Here is a 20,525-nt window from a genome sequence, read left to right on the forward strand (position 1 = left end):
TCCTGGTCCCGCGGTCATCTCCCCGGCCGGGGTGGCGAGAGATGGCTCGCGTTCTTGACGGTCCAGTCCGCGTACGCCGCCTTCGTCTCCGTCTCCGGTTCCGGCCCACGGCGCGAGAGGGCGAGCAACACGGCGGTCACGGCGGCCAGTTCGGCCGCGTCGGGCCGGCCGCGCACCACGGTGATGTGCGTCTCGTCGGTCATGGAAACAGCGTGCATGCCACACCTTGAGCGGCCCTCGCGCCCCGAACGCGACCGAGCCGAGGACCAGAGGTCCTCGGCTCGGCTCTCGCTCGGGCAGAGCCCTCAGCGGTCGTCTCAGTCGATCACGCGCTCGTAGGCCACATGCCGGGTCCGCTCGACGACGACCTCGGCGCCCACGCCCAGTTCGTGCTGGGCCGCCAGGGCCGGTGCGCTGCTCAGGGCCCGTTCCAGGGACCCGGGTTCCCGCCACCACAGCACGCCCGTGTAGTGGGTGGGGCGCAGCAGGGAGCGCAGCAGGTCGCTGCCGCCGAAGCCGCCCGCCTCGGCGAGGGCGTCGGTGAGCGCGGCGAACCGCCGCTCGAAGGCGCGCCAGTCCCCGCCGACCCGGGCGCGCAGCAGGGCCACGCTCTCCGTGCCGACGACAGCGTTGTCCCTCAGCACCCGGGACACGCTCACGGCCTGGTCGACCTCCGTCTCGACGAGTGGTTCCAGACGCTCGACGTGCACCAGGAAGGTGTCGTCGTGCACCGTGTCGAGGAAGGCGCGCAGGGTGCGCCAGTGTCCCAGGTGGACGTACACGTGCGGCCGTTCGGCCAGGCGCAGGGTCACCAGGAAGTCGAAGTCGCTGCGGCGGCGCAGGAACTGGGAGTGTTCGCGAAACAGCCGCTCGAACCTGTCGGTGTCACCCTTGACCTCGAAGCGGTTGATGACCGTGACGGGGCCCGATAGTTCACGTCCGGGCATGCACTTCCTCCGCGAATTGCTTGGCATGGCGCAACGTGGTGGAGCTGTTGGTGCCCAGGGCCTTGCGGACCAGAGACCTCGCCTCGGCGAGCGTGGCCTCGGGACCCAGTGCGCTGCGCACGCCCTCCGGGTCGAGCACCACAGTGTGCCAGGAGGTGACGGTGAGGGTCTCGCCGTCACCGGACGGTTCGATGGTCCAGCGTCCTGTGTGCACCCGCATCGCCACCGGCACCCGCAGTTGCTTGTACACGATCTCCCCACGGTCCTCGAAGCACACCCGGACCGAGGTGGTGTTGTGCAGGGAGCCGTCAGGACTGCGGGTGTCCATGTCCATGTGCTGGATGCCGGGTTCGTCCTCGGTCAGGGCGAGCCGCGCCACGTGCGGGAGCCGCTCGGGCCAGAGATCGGCACGGTCGAGGAAGGCGTACACGTCGCCGGCCGCTCCGGCGACCGTCACCGAGTCGCTGAAGGTGAAGCGGAGTTCCCCGGCCGCCTCGCCGAGTTCCGCCGCGTTCTTCAGGGCGGCGAGCTCGGCGACGCTGTTGCGGTCGACGGCGCGCTCGATCAGTTTCCCGGCCTCCGGGTCATCGCCGACCGCACGGTAGTCGTGCAGGAGCACCACCCGCGTCGCGCCGTCCTCCAGGGGCTCGATGCGCCAGGTGCCGCCCATCGAGGCGACGGGAGCCGCCGAGACCACCTGGCGGAAGGTGACGACACGGGCCCGCGGATCGAGGGTGCGTCGCGAAGTCCAGGTACGCACCTGCTCGTTGGCGATCGCCCAGATGCGCAGCAACTGCTCGCCGGTGCCGGTGCCGGTGCCGGTCGCTTCCCGGGCCCGGCTTTCTTCGAGCACCTCGACGTGCACGGTGGGCCCGAACACCTGGGGCCAGGCGGCGACATCGGCCACCAGCGCGTAGACGGCGTCCGGCGGAGCCGCCACGGTCACGGAGTGCTCGGTGACGTGAGTGCCGGTGACGGGGGCGGAGTCCGGTATGTCGCTCGTAACGGTCGTCGCCACGGCGGTCCTTCCTTCGGTCGTGCCGTCCAGGACGGCGATCAGCAGATTGGCACAGGTACCTTGAGCCCACCTCGACGGCGGGTGGAGAGCGGCTGGATCACATCGGGCGCCGGGCCGGGGCCGCGGCTGCGGTCAGGCCCAGCAGGGCCGTTCGGTGATCTCGACGACGGCGCAGCCCCAGCTGTAGCCCGCGCCGACACTGATCAGTACGCAGCGGTCGCCGGGTTCAGCCTTGCCGGAGACCAGCAGGTGATCGAGGCTCGCGAACTGGTCGCCCGCGCCGAGATGGCCGACGGTCCGGCTGAACTCCCAGGTGGTGCGGGCCGGTTCGATGCCGAATGGCTTGTAGTAGATGGACTGCAGCCGACGGCGCCCGAAGTGCGGGAGCACCACCCAGCGTGCGTCGCCGAGGTCCATTCCGGCGTCGGCGAGCGCCTGCTTGAGCACGGTCTGCTGCCCGTTGTACGCCCGGGTGATGGCGTACGACATGCCCACCCGGCCGACGAAGGCACGCTTCGCCTCCTCGAAGTCCACCGGCATCCGGCTGCCGAACGGCGCAGGCGTGAACGGCTCGTCGCCGCGGTGCAGGGGCTCCAGCGACGGATCGGCGTGCAGCGCGAGGGAGACCAGCCGAGCGAAGCCGCCGCGCCGGGAGAGGACAAGGGCGGAGGCGCCGTCGGCGTAGGGCGTGCCGGGATCGGTCTGCCAGCGGTCGATGCCCGGCGGGCAGAAGCGGTCGGCGCAGGTGAGCAGCGCGTCGCCGTGTCCGTGGCCGGCGGTGAGATAGGCGGCGGCGAGGTCCAGGGCGGCGAGGCCCCCGTTGGACATCTGCCGGATCTCCAGCGCCGGGCAGTTGTTGCCGAGGGCTTCTCGCTGGATGTACGAGCCCACGGGCCACAGGTCCTGGCCCTGGTGGTAGGTGTCCGCGTGCAGCAGCAGATCCACGTCGGCGGGGTCGCTGCCCGCGCGGGTCAGCGCCGTCCTGGCGGCGTGCGCCGCCATCTCGGCCGCCGACTCGTCCGGCGAGTACGACACCGACACGGCGCCGGTGGCAGTGGCGAGGCCCGGCGGGCAGTCGCCCGCGGCCACGGCGTCGTCGATGCGTAGACGGGACGGGAGACGTACGGACGTCGCCCGCAGGTGGATGTCTTCCACGCGCACAGCCGCTCCAGAGGGTTCGAGAGGGTCAGCCGGCCGGTGCGGCCACCAGGGCCTCGGCGTCGTGCCGCCGGCCCGGACGGTCGGACAGGACGTAGTGGACGGCGTCGAGCAGCGCCCCCAGGGCCGCCGCCGTCGCGTGCCGGTCCACGGCGACGGTGCCCCACTGCTGTTTTCCGCACCGGAACGACAACAGGACCCGTGTGGAGGGCGGTCCGTCCGGCTCGTCGGCGCCGAGTTCCCTGACCCGGTGCTCCACCAGGCGCAGCCCGGCCAGTTCGGGGAAGACCGGGTCGAGTGCCTGGTGCACGGCGGCGTCCAGGGCGTGCACGGGCTCCCTGCCCAGGCCGGTGGCGGTGCGCGAGGTTCCCTCGACACGCAGCCGCAGCGAGGCCCTCGCGCCGCCGCTCTCCCCGTCCAGGGCCACCTGCCAGCCCTCGACACCGAACGGCGGCCGTGGGTCCTGCTCCAGCAGTTCCGCCCGCAGCAGCAGTGCGAAGGAAGCGTCGGCGGACTCGAAGCTGTAGCCGCGGCTCTCCAGTTCCTTGACCCGGGCCGCTGCCCGGCCCACCGCCTCGGAGCCGGCGCTGACGTCGTAGCCCAGTTCGCGCGCCTTCAGCTCGACGGAGGAGCGGCCGCCCATGTCGGAGACCAGGACGCGCATGGCGTTGCCGACCCGGCCCGGGTCGATGTGCTGGTACAGGCCCGGGTCCACGCGCAGCGCCGAGGCGTGCAGCCCCGCCTTGTGGGTGAAGGCCGCCGCACCGACGTACGGCGCGGCCGGAGCCTCGGGGATGCCGGTCACCTCGGCGACGGCCCGACCGGTGGACGCCAGGTCAGCCAGTCGCTCCAGGGGAATCACCTCGCGGCCCCGCTTGAGGACGAGGTTCGCCATGACGGTGAACAGGTTGGCGTTGCCACAGCGTTCGCCGTAGCCGTGCGCGGTGCCCTGGGCGTGCACGGCGCCCGCGTCGACGGCCGCCATGGTGTTGGCGACCGCGCAGCCGGTGTCGTCGTGGCAGTGGATGCCGATGGTCGCGCCCGTCATGGCGATGGTGTCGGCGACGACGGCCTTCACCTCCTCGGGCAGCGAACCGCCGTTGGTGTCGCACAGCACCACCGTCTCGGCGCCGGCCTCCGCGGCGGTGCGCACCACCTCCAGGGCGTACTCGCGGTTGGCGACGTATCCGTCGAAGTAGTGCTCGGCATCCAGGAAGACGCGGCGTCCGGCCAGCACCAGATGCCGCACGGTGGACCGGATCATGGCGAGGTTCTCGGCGAGCGTGGTGCGCAGGGCCCGGTCCACGTGCGCGGTGTGGCTCTTGGCGACGAGCGTCACCACGGGCGTCTCCGCCGCGAGCAGCGCCCGCACCTGCGGGTCCTGCGACACGGGGACGTCGGGCCTGCGGGTAGCGCCGAAGGCCGTCAGAAGGGCGGCCCTGAGGTCGAGTTCGGTGCGTGCCCTGCGGAAGAACTCGGTGTCCTTCGGAATCGCGCCGGGCCAGCCTCCCTCGATGAATCCCACGCCGAGGGCGTCCAGGCTGCGCGCAAGGGCGAGCTTGTCGTCGACGGTGAGCGCGAGGCCCTCCATCTGGGTTCCGTCGCGCAGGGTCGTGTCGTAGAGCTGGAAGCTCTGGTCCGCCATCGCCCCTCCTTCCTGTCGGCCTGCGCAGTTCGCTGCGCGGCTTGTGCCAAGGGTCGGGGCGGTGCCTTGACGGGAGCCGGAGCCGGGCTTGAACGCTCTGCGTGCGTGCCGGGAATGGCCGTCGGGCGTCTGCGGGTTGGTGGGGGCCGGTCGCGCGGTTCCCCGCGCCCCTGAAAGAGGCGCCGTTCCCCGCACTCCTGAAAACCGCCGGTCCCCGTGTCCCTGCGGAAAAGGGTGCTGTTGCTCGGGCATGGCTGTAGGGCCGGGCGGCTGGTGTGCCGTCCGGCCCTACAGGATGCGGGTTTCAGGAGGCCGGGGTGGGCTCCGGCTCCTGCGCCGGGTCCTCCTGGCGGAGGCGCTTGGGGAGGGCGAACATCAGGAGGAACACCGCGGCGGCGATCCCGATGAACGTGGTGAGCAGGGTCTTGAAGCTGTCGGCGAAGGAGTCACCGACCTGGTCCTTGCCGTACGCGGCGAGGACCGCGGCGGTCTTCGGGTCCTGCAGCGGTTCGGCGGTGCAGCTCGCCGGCACGACGGAGGCGTCCTTCTCCTTCGCCCGGTCCACTGCGCAGGTGCGGTAGGCCGTGGCGATCTGGCCCGCCGCGCCCGGGGTCACCTGAGCGCTGGCCACCAACTCCTGGCGCAGCTGCGGCAGTTGGGCGTCGACGTTGGCGGTGGTGTTGCCGACCATGCCGCCGAAGAAGACCACGCTGACCAGGGCGCCGCCGATGGCGAAGCCGAGCTGGGTGTTGGTGTTGACCACACCGGAGGCCGAACCGGCGTGCTCGTGCGGCACGTCGGAGGTGACGATCAGCGGCAGCGGGGTGGCCACGGTGCCGAAGCCGAGGCCGACCAGGAACAGCGGGATCGCGATCTTCCAGGAGGTGACGTCGCTGCCGTACTTGCCCGCCACGTAGACGTACGAGCCCAGACCGGCCATCAGCACCAGGGCACCGATCTGCATCGCCTTGCGGCCGAACTTGGGCACCAGGATCATCACGGACGAGGTGGCGGTGAGGAAGGCGCCGACGCAGAACGGGAGGCTGGTGAGGCCGGCCCGCATCGGGGACCAGCCCTGGCCGACCTGCATGTAGAGCGTCCATCCGATGGTGAACATGCCCATCCCCGCGTAGAAGATCAGGTTCACGGCGAGGCCGGCCGAGTAGCTGCGGGTGCGGAAGAGACCGAGCTCGACCAGGGGCGAGCCGTCACGGCGGGTCCGTGCGCGCTGCCAGGCGACGAAGCCGGCCAGCACGAGCAGCGAAGCTGCCATGGAGACGTAGCCCCATGCCGGCCAGCCCAGCTCCCGGCCCTGCAGCAGCGGGAAGACCAGCATCACGAAGCCGATGGTCAGCAGGACCGCGCCGCGGATGTCCAGCTTGAGCGCCTGCGGCGCCTTCGACTCGGTGATGACCTTGGTGCCGTACACCAGCCCGACCAGCCCGAACGGCACGTTGACCAGGAAGACCAGGCGCCAGTCGAGGCCGAACAGGTTCCACTGGACCAGCAGACCGCCCAGTGCCAGGCCGAGCGTCGCGGCGAGGCCGCCGACCAGGCCGTGCAGGGCGAAGGCGGTGCCGCGTTCCTTGTCGGAGAAGGTGACGTGGATGATCGACAGCACCTGCGGCACCATGACGCCGGACGAGGCGCCCTGGATCACCCGCGCGAGCACCAGCTGCCAGGGCTCCTGGGAGAGGCCGGCCGCGAGCGAGGAGAGGGTGAATCCGGCGACGCCGACGAGGAACACCTTCTTGCGGCCGTGGATGTCACCGAGCCGCCCCCCGAGGATCAGGGTCAGGGCGAAGGCGAGCTGGTAGCCCACCAGAACCCACTGGATGGCCGAGTACCCGGCTCCGAGATCCCGCTGCATGGAGGGCGCCGACACGTTGGCGATCGTGCCGTCCAGCAGATCCAGGAAGGCGGAGACGAGCAGCACCAGCAGCGCCGCCCAGCGCTTGGGATCCAGCGGCTTGTCCCCCGCCGTCGGATCCGCGCCCGTCTTCCTGCTGTGCACCTCCGTCTCGACGGACGGAGCCTGTTCGGAGGAAATAGCCATGATGTGGCCTCTTTCAATACTTGGGGGGTTGGACTTGCCGGGGCCGTGCGGGGGATGAACTCGTGGGCAGGGGCGGGGTGTGGACGGGTGAACCCGTCGCCCACCCCGCAGGATGACGGCAGTCAGTGGAGTTCCGCTTGAGTCCTGCTGAAGCGCGGAGCGGGGGCCGCGGGCCCGCTGCCTCTGGCCTGGTGGTGGGGGTGCGCCGCCGCTTCCGCGACACTGAGGACCGGTGTCACACACGCCTCCGTTTCCTCGAAGCGACGGGCCCATTCGTCCCGGCTGCGCGTGCGGATGCGATGGGCGAACACCCGGCGCAGGGAAGGCCAGTTGACGGGATCGCTGCGGTCGGGCAGCCGCTCGGGATCGAGTTCCAGGCCGTCGAGCAGAGCCCGGTAGAACCGCTCCTCCAGCGCTCCGACGGCGACATGACCGCCGTCCGCGCAGGCGTAACAGGTGTAGAAGGGCGCGCCCCCGTCCAGAAGGTTGACCCCGCGTTCGTGACGCCACTGGCCGCTTCGGGCCATCGAGGTCAGCATGCCGAGCATCGCCCCGGCCCCGTCCACGATCGCGGCGTCCACGATCTGACCCCGACCGGAGGCCTGCCGCTCGAACAGCGCCGCCAGCACCCCGGCGACCAGGAACATCGCACCGCCCGCGAAGTCGCCGAGCAGGTTTACCGGCGGCACCGGGGGCCCGCCGGCCTCACCGATGGCGTGCAACGCACCCGTGAGCGCAAGGTAGTTGATGTCGTGGCCCGGGGTCATGGCCAGCGGCCCCTCCTGGCCCCAGCCGGTCATCCGGCCGTACACCAGGCGGGGGTTGCGTCCCAGGCAGACGTCCGGGCCGATGCCGAGCCGCTCTGCCACGCCGGGTCTGAACCCCTCCACCAGGACGTCCGACTGCTCCAGCTGCCGCAGCAGCCAGTCCACGTCACCCGGGTCCTTGAGATCCAGTTCCATGGAGCGGCGCCCACGGTCGAGTTCGCCGTGCCAGTCCGCGAACGAGCGGGCGCCGTCGGCCCGGTCGATCCGCACCACATCGGCCCCCAGGTCAGCGAAGATCATGCAGGCGAACGGGGCGGGCCCGATCGCCGCGAGCTCCACGACCCGCAGGCCGTGCAGCGGTCCTGTGCCTGTCGCCATCTGCGGCTCCTTCGTCGTCGGCGGCACGCTGCAAGCCCGTCCTGGAACCCGGGCACAGGCACACTCGCGCCGCACTCGAACCCGCCGGTCGGTGCATCCTCCAGTCGTGTTCGAGGCCGCGTCCCTAATCTCCGCGGGACACCAAGGACGTAGGCGATCCGGGAGGACCAGCGATGAGCAGGGGCGTCACGCCGTTCCGTGTGGCATTCGACGAGGCGGATCTCGCCGATCTCAAGGACCGCCTGGCCCGGACCCGCTGGCCCGAGGCGGAGACCGTGGACGACTGGTCCCAGGGGGTGCCGCTGGCGTATCTGAAGGAGCTGGCCGAACACTGGCGGACCGTCTACGACTGGCGGGCCACCGAGGCACGGCTGAACGAGCTTCCGCAGTTCCGCACCGAGATCGACGGCCTGGGCGTGCACTTCCTGCATGTGCGCTCGCCCCACCCGGGCGCCCTGCCGCTGCTCGTCAGCCACGGCTGGCCGGGCTCGGTCGTCGAGTTCCTCGATCTGGTACGTCCGTTGACGCACCCCGAGAACCCTGCCGACGCCTTCCACGTGGTCTGCCCGTCGCTGCCCGGCTTCGCCTTCAGCGACAAGCCCGCCACCACCGGCTGGACGGTGGAGCGGACGGCCGCGGCCTGGGCGGAGCTGATGGCGCGGCTCGGCTACGACAGCTACGCGGCCCACGGGGTCGACTGGGGGTCGTTCCTCACCGGCGTGCTCGGCGAGACGGACGGCGCGCATCTGGTGGGCATCCATCTGGCCATGCCGTTCGCCAGGCCCCCGCAGGAACAAGTCCCCCTGGACGAACGGGACGTGGCGGGACTCGCCGCGCTCAAGGAGTTCCAGCAGAACGAAGGCGGCTACTCGGTGATCCAGGCGACCCGGCCGCAGACCCTCGGATACGGGCTCACCGACTCTCCTGTCGCCCAACTGGCCTGGATGGCCGAGAAGTACTGGGCCTGGACCGACCACGGCGGCGACCTGGAGAAGGTGATCCCGCGCGAGCGGCTGCTGGACTGCGTGACGCTGGCGTGGCTGTGCCGCACCGGTGCCTCCTCGGCGCGCATCTACTGGGAGAGCCACAACAAGATGGCCCTCGCGCCCGTGTCCGTGCCGGCCGCGCTCGCCGTGTTCCCCAAGGACGCCCGGATGCCGCGCGCCTGGTGCGAGGCGCGCTTCACGGATCTGCGGCGGTGGACCGACCACGCCGCTGGGGGGCACTTTCCGGCGCTGGAACAGCCCGGGCTGCTGGTGGACGAACTGCGGTCCTTTTTCCGTGCGTTGCGGTGACATCCCGCTGACCGCCGCGGCAGCGCCGCAGCGCGGCGACACGCCGCCCGACCGAGGAGCCGTCATCGTGCCTGACACACACTGCGCCGAGGACCTGCCGGCCTTCCCCTTCCCAGGGTCGAGCTACCGGGGGCCCGCGCCGCTGTTCGCCCGGCTGCGGGGCGAGCGGCCGGTCGTCCGGGTGGCATGGCGGGGTGGGGGCCACGCCTGGCTGGTCACCCGGTACGCGGACATCAAGGCCGCGCTCGACGACCCCAGACTCAGCCGGGCCGCCGCCTACGGGCCCGAGGCACCCCGGTTCAGCGGGCTTTTCCAGGCGCCACCCGGAATGATCATCTCGCTCGACCCGCCGGACCACACCCGGCTGCGGGCCCTGGCAGAGCAGGCGTTCTCGGGGGAGCGGATCGAGGCGATGCGACCACGGGTGCGCGAGCTGGCGGGCGGGCTGCTCGACACGCTGGAGAAGGAGGCCGCGTCGACCGGCGGCCCCGTGGATCTGGTCGCCTCCTTCGCGGCACCGCTCGCGATGGCCGTGATCGGCGAACTGCTCGGCATCCCCGAACAGGACCGGCCCCAATTCCATGACTGGGTACGGCAGTTCGCCGACGTCTCGGCCCCCGCCGAACACAGCGCCGAGGGTGGGGAGATGCTGGGCGCGTACATCGCGGGCCTGGTGGCCGCCAAGCAGCAGTCGCCCGGCGACGACGTCCTCTCCGCGCTCATCATGGCCCGCGGGGGCGCGGCCGGCCACGACGGACCCGCGGACCGCCTCACCTTCGACGAACTCGTGGGCCTCGGCTTCACCCTCCTCGGCGCCGGGTTCGACTCCTCCGCCGGACAGCTCGCCAACTTCGCACTCGCGCTGCTGGCCGACCACCCCGAGGCCTGGCGGCGCCTGGGCGAGTGTCCGCAGGAGATCCCGGCGGCCGTCGAGGAACTCCTGCGGACCGTCAATCTGAACGGGGACGACACGTCGGGCCTGCCGAGGATCGCCACCGAGGACGTCGTCATCGGCGGCGTCACCGTCCCCGCCGGGGACGCGGTCTTTCTCGCCTTCCCCTCGGGCAACCGGGACCCGGCCGTCTTCGAGCACCCCGACCAGGTCGACCTGCTGCGCACGGGGGCCGGACATCTGGCGTTCGGGCACGGCATCCACCGCTGCCTCGGTGCCCCGCTGGCCAGGCTCGAACTCGCCGTGGCCGTCGAGGAGTTGACCCGACGCTTTCCCGGCGCCCGGCTCGCCGTACCGGAGCAGGAGCTGTGCTGGCGGCTGGGCGACGTCAACCACAACCTGCTGGCCCTTCCCGTCCACCCGCACCCCCAGGAGCTCTCATGACCACCGAGCAACTCCCCACGACCAGCCGCGAGATCCGGCTCGCCTCCTACCCGCAGGGTCCCGTCACCCTGGACCACTTCGAGCCCGGCGAGACGCCGCTCCGCGAGCCGGCCGAGGGCTACGTCGTGGTCCGCAACGACTGGATGACACTGGGCTCCGTCGCCCGCGACCAGATGAACCCGGACACCAGACTGCCGATCCCGGTGTTCCAGCCGGGTGTGGCCATGTGGGGCCGCACCGTGGGCACGGTGGTCAGGTCGGGCAGCCCGCTGCACGCGGTCGGTGACCTGGTCGAGCACTTCAACGGGTGGCGCGAGTACGCCGTCGGCACCGCCCACGAGTTCTTCCCGCGGGACCGCTCACTGCTGCCGGGCCCCGAGTACTTCCTGTCCCAGGGCCCGACCGCCTGGCACGGCATGGTCGGCACCGCCCGGATCGCCGAGGGCGACGTGGTCTTCGTGTCAGGGGCCACCAACGGCGTCGGCGCCCTGGCCGGACAGATCGCCAAGCTGAAGGGCGCCGCACGGGTCATCGGCAGCACCGGCTCCAAGGAGAAGATCGACTTCCTGGTGGACGAACTGGGCTTCGACGCCGCCTTCGACTACCACGAGGGCCCGGTGGCCGAGCAGTTGGCCAAGCTCGCCCCGGACGGGGTGAACGTGGTCTTCGACAACGTCGGAGGCGAGCAGTTCGAGGCGGCGGTCCAGGTCGCGGCCCCGGGCGCGCGGTTCGCGCTGTGCGGCGCGCTGGCCGGGCAGCACGGCTCGGACGACGGTGGCCGACCCCGGCTCGCGCTGATGTCGGCCATCACCAAGTCGCTGACCCTGCGCGGCTTCGCGACGCTCCACACGCCCGACCAGATCGACGAGTGGAACGCCCAGTTCGGCGCCTGGCTGCGCGAGGGGCGGATCGTCTTCCCGCACACCGTCGTCGAGGGCGGAGTGGCCGCCCTGCCGGAGACCTTCGTGGCACTGCTGGAACGCAAGTACAGCGGCACGGTCGTCGTGAAGCTGTCCTGAGGGCCTGTGAGACGCACTGAACCCGGTGCCTGGCACATCGGGAAGGCGGGGGCGGGATGACCGTACTGGACCGACGTACGCTCAACAGGGCTTTGCTGGCACGGCAGTTGCTCCTGGAACGGCAGCCCGTGTCCGCCTCCGCCGCCCTGGAGCACCTGGTCGGCATGCAGGCGCAGGCGCCCGACCCGCCCTACATCGGCCTGTGGACCCGGCTTGCCGGCTTCGCCGCGGAGGACCTCGCGGGTCTGATCCGGGAGCGCGAGGCCGTGCGGCTCGTCCTGATGCGCGGCACCCTCCACCTGGTCACCGCACACGACTGCCTGACCCTGCGGCCCGTGCTGCAGGGCGCGCTGGACCGGCAGCTGACCGGCGCCTTCGGACGCAGGCTCGGCGGTCTCGACCTGGACGAGGTCAGCGCCTACGGACGCAAGCTGTGCGAGGCCGAGCCGCTCACCGTGGGCGGCCTCGGCGCGCTGCTCGCCGAACGCTGGCCGCAGCACGAGCCGTTCGCGCTGGCCAACGTGGTGCGTAACCGCGTGCCGCTGGTGCAACTGCCGCCGCGCGGGCTGTGGGGCGTCGGCGGGCAGGCCGTACACGGCACGGCCGAGTCATGGCTGGGCCGCTCACCGGCCGCGGACACCGCACCGGAGGCCCTGGTCGAGCGGTATCTGGCGGCCTTCGGACCGGCCACCGTCAAGGACATCCAGGCGTGGTCGGGACTGACCCGGATCGGCGCGGTCGTCAAGCGGCTGCGGCCCCGCCTGAGGATGTTCCACGACGAGAACGGGGCGGAACTCTACGACGTCCCGGGCGCCCCGCTGCCCGATCCCGGGACACCGGCGCCCGTGCGGTTCCTGCCCGAGTTCGACAACATCCTGCTCGCACACGCCGACCGGACCCGCATCCTCACCGACGAACAGCGGCGCCAGGTCTTCACCCGCAACGGGCTGATCAGGTCCACGGTGCTGGTGGACGGCTTCGTACGGGCGGTGTGGCGGATCGAGGACGGCGGCCTGGTCGTCGAGCCACTGGGGCGCCCCCTGCCGGCCCGGGAGCGCACCGCGGTGGAACGCGAGGGCCGCGCCCTGCTCGCCTTCACGGCACCGGCCTCGGACGCTCCACGCATCCGCTGGACCTGACCCCCACACCCACGAACGACCGCGCCCGGGCTCCGCGCCCGGGCTCCGCGCCCGCGCACCGCGTCCCGGAGGTCCGCGTCCGGGCTTCGCGTCCGGAGTCAGGGCCCGGAGCCGTGCCCGGAGGCCGTATCCGGCGGGCGACGGACGGGTCTCTGCTCGCCCCGGACTCGACCATCGCCCAAGACGCACCCGCTGTACTGACGCCCTCGGACCGAACCAGAGAGGGAGCCGCCATGCCGGAGAAGCCCTTTGCGGAGCACACTGTCGTCGTCACGGGAGGCGGCACCGGCATCGGCCGGGCCGCCGCCCTGTCGTTCGCGGAGCTCGGCGCACGCACCGTGATCGTCACCGGCCGCCGCAAGGAGCGGCTCGCCGAGGTCGCCGCACTGCACGACGCGATCGTGCCGGTGGGCGCGGATGTGACCACCGAGTCGGGCGCCCAGGCCGTCGCCGACGCGGTGGGGGAGCGGGGCGGAGCCCTGGACGTCCTCGTGCACAACGCGGGGATCTTCCGCTTCAGCCCGCTGACGGCGCTCGACACGACCGTCGCCCGGGACGTCGTCGACACCAACGTCCTCGGCCCGCTGCTGCTCACCGCACATCTGCTGCCCCTGCTGCGCTCGTCCGGCAGCATCGTCCTGGTCTCCAGCCGCGGCGGGCACACCCCGGGCCCGGACAGCTCCGTCTACTCGGCGAGCAAGGCGGCCGTGCACAGCTTCACCCGGAGCTGGGCCGCCGAACTCGCCCCGCGCGGTATCCGTGTCAACGCCGTCGCCCCCGGCTTCGTACGCACCGAGGCCTATGCGGCCAACGGCCTCGGCCCGGAGCAGGTCGAGGGCCTCTTCGCGGGCGTCGCCGCCACCGTCCCGCTGGGCCGGATCGGTGAGCCCGAGGACGTCGCGCAGTGGATCACCCGTCTCGCGGACCCCGCGAACGCGCTGGTCACAGGCCAGATCATCACGGTCGACGGCGGCCTGGACATCACCGCCCGCTAGGCACGTCAGCACCCATCCACTCCTGCTCACGAAAGGACCCACCGTGACCACCAGTGCCACCGAGGCGGACGCGCCGGCCGAGGCGAGGACCTTCCCGTACCCGCGCACCTGCCCGTTCAGCCCTCCCGCCGAATACACGGAGATGGCCGACAAGGACGTCTCACAGGTCACCCTGACGGGATCGGGTCTGCGCATATGGACGGTGACGGGCTATCAGACGATCCGTGAGCTGCTCACCGACCCGAGGGTCAGTGCCTCCCGCAAGCACGACAACTTCCCGTTCTACTTCATCGCCCCGCCCGAGTACCGCACGGAGACGTCGTTCATCGGCTACGACGGCAAGGAGCACAGCTCCACGCGGCGCAGGGCGGCGCTGACGTTCACCAACCGTCAGGTGCAGCGACTGCGGCCGCGTATCGAGGAGATCGTCGACGAGCACATCGACAAGCTCCTCGCCCTGCAGCCGCCGGCGGACTTCCACCGGGTGTTCTCCCTCGCCGTCCCCATGACGGTGATCTGCGAACTGCTGGGCATCCCGCAGGACCAGCACGACTTCTTCATCAAGCACGGCACGGCGCTGCTCGGCGGGCACAGCTCCACCGAGGAGCGGCAGGCCGCGATCGTCGAGGTCAACGCGTATGTCAGCGACCTGATCCAGCTCAAGCGGCGCGAGCCGGGCGAGGACCTGCTGAGCCGGGCCATGGCCGACTACGAGGAGTCCGGCGAGGAGTACACCGACCGCGACCTGTTCAACATGGTGCGGCTGCTGATGAACGGCGGCCACGAGACCACCGCCAGCCAGATCTCGCTCGGCACGGCCTGCCTCCTGGAGAACCCCGACCAGCTCCGGCTCCTCCTGGACGACCCGTCGCTGGTGAAGCCGGCCGTCGAGGAACTGGTGCGCTACGCGACCATCGGCGACACGGCCGTGCCGCGCGTCGCCCTGGCGGACATCGAGATCGGCGGGCAGGTCATCCGCAAGGGCGACGGCATCCTGTGCCTGGGGCTCGCCGCCAACCGCGACCCGGAGGTCTTCCCCGAACCGCAGAAGCTCGACATCACCCGCGGCAGCCGCAAGCACCTCGGCTTCGGGCACGGCGTGCACCACTGCATCGGCGCGGACCTGGCCCGGCTGGAGCTGGAGATCGTGTGGAGCAAGCTGTTCCAGCGCATCCCGACCCTCCGGCTGGCCAAGCCGTTCCTGGAGATCCCGCGCAAGGAGGGCGCCGTCATCTACGGCCTGTGGGAGCTGCCAGTCGAATGGTGACGTGAGCGGCGTCCGTGCGGATCTCCGTGCGGATCTGCCGTACGACGACGAAGGGGCCCGGTACCGCATTCGGTACCGGGCCCCTCGTCTGCGAACTCTCCTCCCGGCAGCGTCAGTTCGGGTCGGCCGCGACGTCCGGGCGCGGGGTGCGGCCGGGGCAGGTGGCGCGGTGGGCCGGGAGCCGGCCGTCCACCAGGTAGCGGTGGACGACTGCGTCGACGTGCGGGTTGCCGCCGAGCACGTACACCTCGTGCTCACCGGAGTCCTCGACGGTGAGCAGATGGTGACCGAGGCGCTCCGCCATCGCCACCCCGCCGTCGTAGTGGTCCATCGGGTCGCCGTCGGCCTGCACCACCAGGCCCACCGGGTACCCGGCGCGCACCGGCACGACCGGCGGCTCGGCGGGCTCGAAGGCCCGGAAGGCGCCCACCCAGGGCTGCGCGCGCAGCACCCCGTAGCCGTACGGGAAGCGCTCCCGGAACTCGCGCATGTCCTGGTAGTAGACCTCCGGGTCGGCGGGCCACTCGTGCTCCAGCGTGATGGCCTCCAGGACGCCCACGCGCAGGGAGCCCTCGCTGTCGTCGGGGCGCCAGGTGCCCTGCTCCTGCAGCAGCCGCCGGCAGGCCTCGACGTCGCCCGCCTCGGCCGCCTTGCCCAACTCGCCGACGAGCGCGCCGAGTTCGGCCCACTGGCCGCGGTCGGCCGCCCGGTTTCCGACGGCGCCGTCGAACAGGGTGCGCAGGAACGGCCCCTGCCCGAGGCCGTCGAGGCGTACGACGACGTCCTCCACCGCGGCGAACACCAGCTCCGGTGTGTCCCCCAGCCCGAAGTGCAGCCGGCGGGCGGCCGTCCACTCGGCCCAGCGCTCGACGTTGCGCCGCACCGCGTCGCCCTGCCACAGGAACTGCTCACGCCAGCTCCAGTCGGGGTGGACGCACGAGTCCAGGACGCTGCGGTCGAGGTGAGCGGGAAACAGGGTGCCGTACACGGCGCCGACGTACGCCCCGTACGCGTATCCGACGAAGGTCAGCCGCTCCTCGCCGAGTACGCCGCGGATCACGTCCATGTCGCGGGCCGTGTTGGCGGTGCTGATGTGGCGGCGCAGCTCGCCGCCGGCGCGGGCACAGGCCTCCTCGCGCAGCCGCATGTCCTCGGCGAACTGCGGGAACAGCTCGTCGGGCGGGCGGGAGTCGAACGGGGCCCTGGGCACGGTCACTTCGGCGAGGAGGTTGGTGGACGCGCCGGTGCCGCGCGGATCGAACCCGATCAGGTCGTACACCTCGTGCAGCGGCGTGCCGGCGAACTTGTCCGGCAGCTCCCGGCCGGCGCCCCAGTCGCCGCCGGGACCTCCGTTGACGCCGAGGAGGATGCCGCGGCGCCGCGGGGGCGCAGTCGCACGGCGGCGGCTGAGGGCGATCTCGATCCGTTCACCGCCCGGCTCGGCGTAGTCGCGCGGCACCTGGATCGTGGCGTGTTCGAGCAGCTCGTCGTCGGGGTCCGGCGACCACTGCGGTCGCTGGGCGTAGAAGTCGGTGAGCACCGCGAACCTCCGTTCTGGTCAGGAGGCTCAGCGTCTCCTCATCGCCTTGAGAAGGCCTGGAACCCGCCCTGACCGGACGCTCGGGGCACCGCGAGTGCGGCCAGCAGCCCCGCGGCCGTGAACGCGGCCGCCCCGGTCAGGGCGAGGCCGTAGCCGGAGGCGAGCGCCTGGACGGAGGCCGAAGGGCCGGGGCCGGACGCCTCGTCGATACGGTGCGCCGAGAGGGCCGCCAGCGTCACCAGGCCCAGGGCGCTGCCGAGTTGGCGCGTGGCGTTGAGCAGTCCGGAGCCGAGGCCCGCCTGGTGGACGGGCAGGCCGGCGGTGGCGGCGTTCGTCGTCGCGTTGAGCACCGCGCCCATGCCGAAGCCGAGCAGCAGTGCGGGGCCCAGCAGATCCGCGACGTAGGTGGCGTGTGCGTCCGCCCGGGCCAGCCACAGCAGGCCCAGGCAGGACAGCGACAGACCGCTCATCAGCACGGGCCGCGGTCCGATGCGCGGGACGAGCGAGGAGACGCCCCAGCCGCCGAGCGCGATGCCCGCCGACAGCGGCAGATAACTCAGGCCGGTGCGTACGGGGCTGTAGCCGAGCACGTTCTGCAGCAGCAGCAGCGTGAAGAAGTAGAAGGTACTGAACAGGGCGGCGACACTGAAGAACGCGACCAGGTTGGCGGCGGCCACCGAGCGGATGCGGAAGACACCGAGCGGCACCAGAGGATGCGCCGCGAACCTCGCCTGGATCAGTACGAACAGCGCGAGCAGCGCCACCCCGCCGACGAGCGGGACGAGCACCACCGGTGACATCCAGCCGTAGGTGTGCGCCTCGGCGACCGCGCAGACCACCGCCATCAGGCCGAGCGTGACGGCGACGGCGCCGGGCAGATCCAGACCGGGGCGCGGCCCGTCGCGGTGCGGTCCGCGAGGCACCGCGCAGCAGACGGTCACGAACAGCGCGATCCCGATGGGTACGTTGATCAGCAGCGTCCAGCGCCAGGACAGCCACTCGGTGATCGCGCCGCCGGCCAGTACACCGACCGCTCCCGCCGCCCCCGACACCCCGCTCCACCAGCCGAAGGCTTTCGCCCGCGCCTCGGGCCGGGTGAACGTGGTGCCCAGCACGGTCAGCGTGGCCGGTGCCATGACGGCGGCGCCGAGCCCCTGGAAGGCGCGGGCCAGGATCAGTGTCGCGGGGCTGTGTGCCGCCCCGCCGACGGCACTGGCGAGCGTGAACAGACCGACCCCGGCCAGGAAGACGCGGCGCTGCCCGAACAGGTCGGCCAGCCGGCCGCCGAGCAGCAAGAAGCCGCAGACGACGACGGTGTACGCGTTGTTGACCAGCTGCAGATGATGCCGGTCCAGACGCAGTTCCTCGGCGATCACGGGCAGCGCCACATTGACCACCGAGGCGTCGAGCACGTTCATGAACTGGCCCAGGCAGCAGGCGGCGAGGACGATCCCGAGCCGCTGCCCGGCCCCGGCGGGCGCGGCGGCGGTCTGCACGGTCGAAGCGGTCATGCGGGCACGCTGCGCCGGCACGGTCGACCTCCGATCGCCCCCCGGTCGTGACCCGGTCGAGCCGGGCGGCCGCGGCTGCCCGCCTGAGGAGCACTCAAGGGCGTTTCGAGAGCGGATGCCCACAGTCGCCTTCCGAACCGCCGCAGGGCCGGACGACATTCCCCGAGGAGAGCGCCATGGCCAAGATCACCTACCTGCATCCCAACGGCACCGCCACCGTCGTCGACGTCCAGGCACCCAACACGGTCATGCGCGGCGCGAAGCTCCACAACATCGACGGCATCGAGGCGCAGTGCGGCGGCTCCGCCCAGTGCGGCACCTGCCATGTCTACGTCGACGAGGACAGCACCGTGCCGCTGCCGCCGATGGACTCCGTGGAGGACGACGTCCTGTACGGCACGGCCTGCCCCCGCCGGGAGAGCAGCCGGCTCAGCTGCCAGTTGCCGGTCTCCGAGGAAATCGACGGGCTCGTGGTGCGGCTGCCCGAGGCGCAGAGCTGATGGCCCCCCGGGGAGTCGTCGTCGTCGGCGCCGGACAGGGCGGTCTGGACACGGTGGCAGCACTGCGCGCCAAGGGTTACGGCGGACCGGTCACCCTGGTCGGCGAGGAACCGGTGCTCCCGTACCAGCGGCCGCCGCTGTCCAAGGGCTTTCTCACCGGCGCCGTCGCACGCGGCGAACTGACCCTGCGCACCGAGTCGTTCTTCGAGGCACAGGACATCGCCCTGGTGTCCGGCGACCGCGCGCAGCACATCGAGGTGGAGCGGCAGCGCGTCCGGCTGGCCTCGGGCGGCACGCTCGGATACGACAAGCTGGTCCTCGCCACCGGTTCCCGGCCCCGTACCCTTCCGGTGCCCGGTATGGACCTCTCCGGTGTGCTGACGCTGCGCACGCTCGCCGACGCCGAGGCCCTGCGCACGCTGCTGGACGGACCGCCCCGCCAGGTTGTCGTGCTCGGCGCCGGCTTCGTCGGACTCGAACTCGCCTCCACCGCCCGCGTCCTGGGCCACGACGTCACCGTGGTCGAGGCGCAGCGGCGCGTCCTCGCCCGCGCCCTCACCCCGCAGATGTCGCAGTGGCTCGCCGAACGGCATGCGCAGCAGGGCGTCCGGCTGCTGCTCGGCCAGGAGGTCACCGCACTGCACGGGACGGCCGCGGGCGAGGTCGCCGTGGTGCGGCTGCGCGACGGGCGGCGGCTGCCCGCGGACCTCGTGGTCGTGGGCGTCGGAGCCCTGCCCAACACCCAACTCGCCGCCGAGGCAGGGCTCCTCGTCGGTGACGGCGTCGTCGTCGACCGTTGGCTGCGAACCGACGACCGGTCCGTGTACGCGATCGGCGACTGCGCCCGTTTCCCCAGCACCCGCCTGGGGCGTCACATCCGCCTGGAGTCGGTGCAGAACGCCTCCGACCAGGCCCGGTGCGTGGCCGCCGCGATCTGCGGTGAGTCCGCCCCGTACACCGCGGTCCCCTGGTTCTGGTCCGAGCAGTACGCGTTGCGGCTGCAGATGGCCGGACTGACCGCGGGGCACGACGAGACGGTCACTGTCGGCGATCCCGACGGGGCCCGTTTCTCCGTGCTCTGTTTCCGCGAGGGCCGGCTGACCGGCGTCGAGTCGATGGGCAGGCCAGCCGACCACGGCATCGCACGACGCCTCCTGTCGTCGGACACCGGCCCTTCTCCGGCCGAGACACGAGCTCCCGGCTTCGACCTCAAGTCCTATGCCATGAAGCCGAGTTCGACCGTCCCGGCCCCCGCGTGACCGCAGACAAGACACCAACACAGGCACCGGATCCACATCCACATCCCTATTCAGATCCCGATTCAGAACCAGCACCAGAACCAGGCCCAGAGAGGACCTCCCCGCATGCCCGACACCACCCCGGCCGCACCCACGCGTGACCGCCGTATCCGCCGCCTCCGTCCCCGTACCCTCGCAGTCTCGCTCGTCCTGTCGGCCGCGATCGCCGGGACGCTGACCCTCTCGGCAGCGCCCAGCGGGGCGGCCTCCCGCAACAACGCCACGCTGGCGGGCACCTGGGACCTCACGGTCTCCGTCACGACACCCGACGGAGGCGCCGCGGTCACCACCCCGCGCTTCGTCTTCACTCCGGACCACCGGCTGTCGGCCGAGGGCCCGAAGGACAGCGACGGCGTGCCCGCCTATGTGGCCCACGGGTTCTGGAACGAGGAGTCCGACGGCGACATCGCGTTCTACATCAACCACTCCGGCCGCGCGGACGGCGCCTACCTCGGCGCGGTACAGGCCGAGCACATGGGCCACCTCACCCGGCACGGCACCCGTTTCAGCTCCCACGCCTACGCCTTCACCACCCAGGAGGACGGCACCACACAGGGCCCGATAGCGGTCAGCAGCACGGCCGTCCGGGTGTCCGACGCCACCGGGTGAACCCACGCGCCGAGACCGGCACACCAGGCCCGCGTCCCACTCCCGCA

At 71.8% G+C, this 20,525-nt stretch carries 18 protein-coding genes; 9 read left to right on the top strand and 9 right to left on the bottom strand.

What is annotated here, in order from left to right; genetic code table 11:
- Nucleotides 1-14 precede the first annotated feature (14 nt).
- The 7 genes from OOK07_RS35005 to OOK07_RS35035 all read right to left on the bottom strand — a co-directional run bounded on the left by OOK07_RS35005 (nt 15) and on the right by OOK07_RS35035 (nt 7,969).
- On the bottom strand, nt 15-203 hold the full coding sequence (locus OOK07_RS35005) for an acyl-CoA carboxylase subunit epsilon (RefSeq protein ID WP_266685812.1): 189 nt from the start codon (nt 201-203) through the stop codon (nt 15-17).
- Between the two features lie 114 nt (nt 204-317).
- Nucleotides 318-947, bottom strand: a complete 630-nt coding sequence (locus OOK07_RS35010) for an antibiotic biosynthesis monooxygenase family protein (protein WP_266685813.1) — start codon at nt 945-947, stop codon at nt 318-320.
- Nucleotides 934-1,965, bottom strand: coding sequence for an aromatase/cyclase (locus OOK07_RS35015; RefSeq protein WP_323183008.1), 1,032 nt, complete (start codon nt 1,963-1,965; stop codon nt 934-936). Before OOK07_RS35015 ends, OOK07_RS35010 begins: the two co-directional genes overlap by 14 nt.
- A 132-nt stretch (nt 1,966-2,097) precedes the next feature.
- Nucleotides 2,098-3,120 (bottom strand): ketoacyl-ACP synthase III family protein, encoded by a 1,023-nt coding sequence (locus OOK07_RS35020; RefSeq protein WP_323178145.1) that lies wholly within the window; start codon nt 3,118-3,120, stop codon nt 2,098-2,100.
- A gap of 31 nt (nt 3,121-3,151) precedes the next feature.
- Nucleotides 3,152-4,768 (bottom strand): citramalate synthase, encoded by a 1,617-nt coding sequence (gene cimA / locus OOK07_RS35025; protein WP_266685815.1) that lies wholly within the window; start codon nt 4,766-4,768, stop codon nt 3,152-3,154.
- A gap of 304 nt (nt 4,769-5,072) precedes the next feature.
- Nucleotides 5,073-6,824 carry an MFS transporter gene (locus OOK07_RS35030; RefSeq protein ID WP_266685816.1) on the bottom strand — a complete coding sequence of 584 codons (1,752 nt, stop codon included), beginning with the start codon at nt 6,822-6,824 and terminating at the stop codon, nt 5,073-5,075.
- A gap of 122 nt (nt 6,825-6,946) precedes the next feature.
- The gene (locus OOK07_RS35035) at nt 6,947-7,969 is read right to left on the bottom strand and encodes a CaiB/BaiF CoA transferase family protein (protein WP_266531630.1); all 1,023 of its coding nucleotides are present in this window, start codon (nt 7,967-7,969) and stop codon (nt 6,947-6,949) included.
- 173 nt (nt 7,970-8,142) lie between these two features.
- On the opposite strand from OOK07_RS35035, the gene OOK07_RS35040 reads away from it, so the two are divergent.
- The 6 genes from OOK07_RS35040 (at nt 8,143) to OOK07_RS35065 (ending at nt 15,020) form a co-directional block, all read left to right on the top strand.
- Complete coding sequence (locus OOK07_RS35040) at nt 8,143-9,264, top strand: epoxide hydrolase family protein (RefSeq protein WP_266800478.1); 1,122 nt, start codon at nt 8,143-8,145, stop codon at nt 9,262-9,264.
- A gap of 67 nt (nt 9,265-9,331) precedes the next feature.
- Nucleotides 9,332-10,600 (top strand): cytochrome P450, encoded by a 1,269-nt coding sequence (locus OOK07_RS35045; protein WP_266800480.1) that lies wholly within the window; start codon nt 9,332-9,334, stop codon nt 10,598-10,600.
- A complete protein-coding gene (locus OOK07_RS35050; protein WP_266800482.1) occupies nt 10,597-11,619 on the top strand; it encodes an MDR family NADP-dependent oxidoreductase in 1,023 nt (340 codons plus the stop codon). The genes OOK07_RS35045 and OOK07_RS35050 overlap by 4 nt, the downstream gene beginning before the upstream one ends.
- Nucleotides 11,620-11,675: 56 nt before the next feature.
- Complete coding sequence (locus tag OOK07_RS35055; protein WP_266800483.1) at nt 11,676-12,758, top strand: winged helix DNA-binding domain-containing protein; 1,083 nt, start codon at nt 11,676-11,678, stop codon at nt 12,756-12,758.
- Between the two features lie 233 nt (nt 12,759-12,991).
- On the top strand, nt 12,992-13,753 hold the full coding sequence (locus tag OOK07_RS35060) for an SDR family NAD(P)-dependent oxidoreductase (protein WP_266685821.1): 762 nt from the start codon (nt 12,992-12,994) through the stop codon (nt 13,751-13,753).
- A 43-nt stretch (nt 13,754-13,796) separates the two neighbouring features.
- Complete coding sequence (locus OOK07_RS35065; RefSeq protein ID WP_266685826.1) at nt 13,797-15,020, top strand: cytochrome P450; 1,224 nt, start codon at nt 13,797-13,799, stop codon at nt 15,018-15,020.
- Nucleotides 15,021-15,132: 112 nt separating this feature from the next.
- Here OOK07_RS35065 and OOK07_RS35070 read toward each other — a convergent pair whose 3' ends face one another.
- Complete coding sequence (locus OOK07_RS35070) at nt 15,133-16,560, bottom strand: alpha/beta fold hydrolase (RefSeq protein ID WP_266685827.1); 1,428 nt, start codon at nt 16,558-16,560, stop codon at nt 15,133-15,135.
- A 38-nt stretch (nt 16,561-16,598) separates the two neighbouring features.
- The gene (locus tag OOK07_RS35075) at nt 16,599-18,071 is read right to left on the bottom strand and encodes an MFS transporter (protein ID WP_266800485.1); all 1,473 of its coding nucleotides are present in this window, start codon (nt 18,069-18,071) and stop codon (nt 16,599-16,601) included.
- A 176-nt stretch (nt 18,072-18,247) separates the two neighbouring features.
- Between OOK07_RS35075 and OOK07_RS35080 the strand changes: the two genes are divergently transcribed.
- The 3 genes from OOK07_RS35080 to OOK07_RS35090 all read left to right on the top strand — a co-directional run bounded on the left by OOK07_RS35080 (nt 18,248) and on the right by OOK07_RS35090 (nt 20,478).
- Entirely contained in the window at nt 18,248-18,571 is a 324-nt protein-coding gene (locus OOK07_RS35080; RefSeq protein WP_266800487.1) for a 2Fe-2S iron-sulfur cluster-binding protein, read from the top strand.
- Entirely contained in the window at nt 18,571-19,830 is a 1,260-nt protein-coding gene (locus tag OOK07_RS35085; RefSeq protein WP_266800488.1) for an NAD(P)/FAD-dependent oxidoreductase, read from the top strand. Before OOK07_RS35080 ends, OOK07_RS35085 begins: the two co-directional genes overlap by 1 nt.
- Before the next feature lie 105 nt (nt 19,831-19,935).
- Complete coding sequence (locus tag OOK07_RS35090; protein ID WP_266685832.1) at nt 19,936-20,478, top strand: hypothetical protein; 543 nt, start codon at nt 19,936-19,938, stop codon at nt 20,476-20,478.
- The last annotated feature ends 47 nt before the right edge of the window (nt 20,479-20,525 follow it).

This window comes from Streptomyces sp. NBC_00078 (assembly GCF_026343335.1).
Taxonomy (GTDB): Bacteria; Actinomycetota; Actinomycetes; order Streptomycetales; family Streptomycetaceae; genus Streptomyces.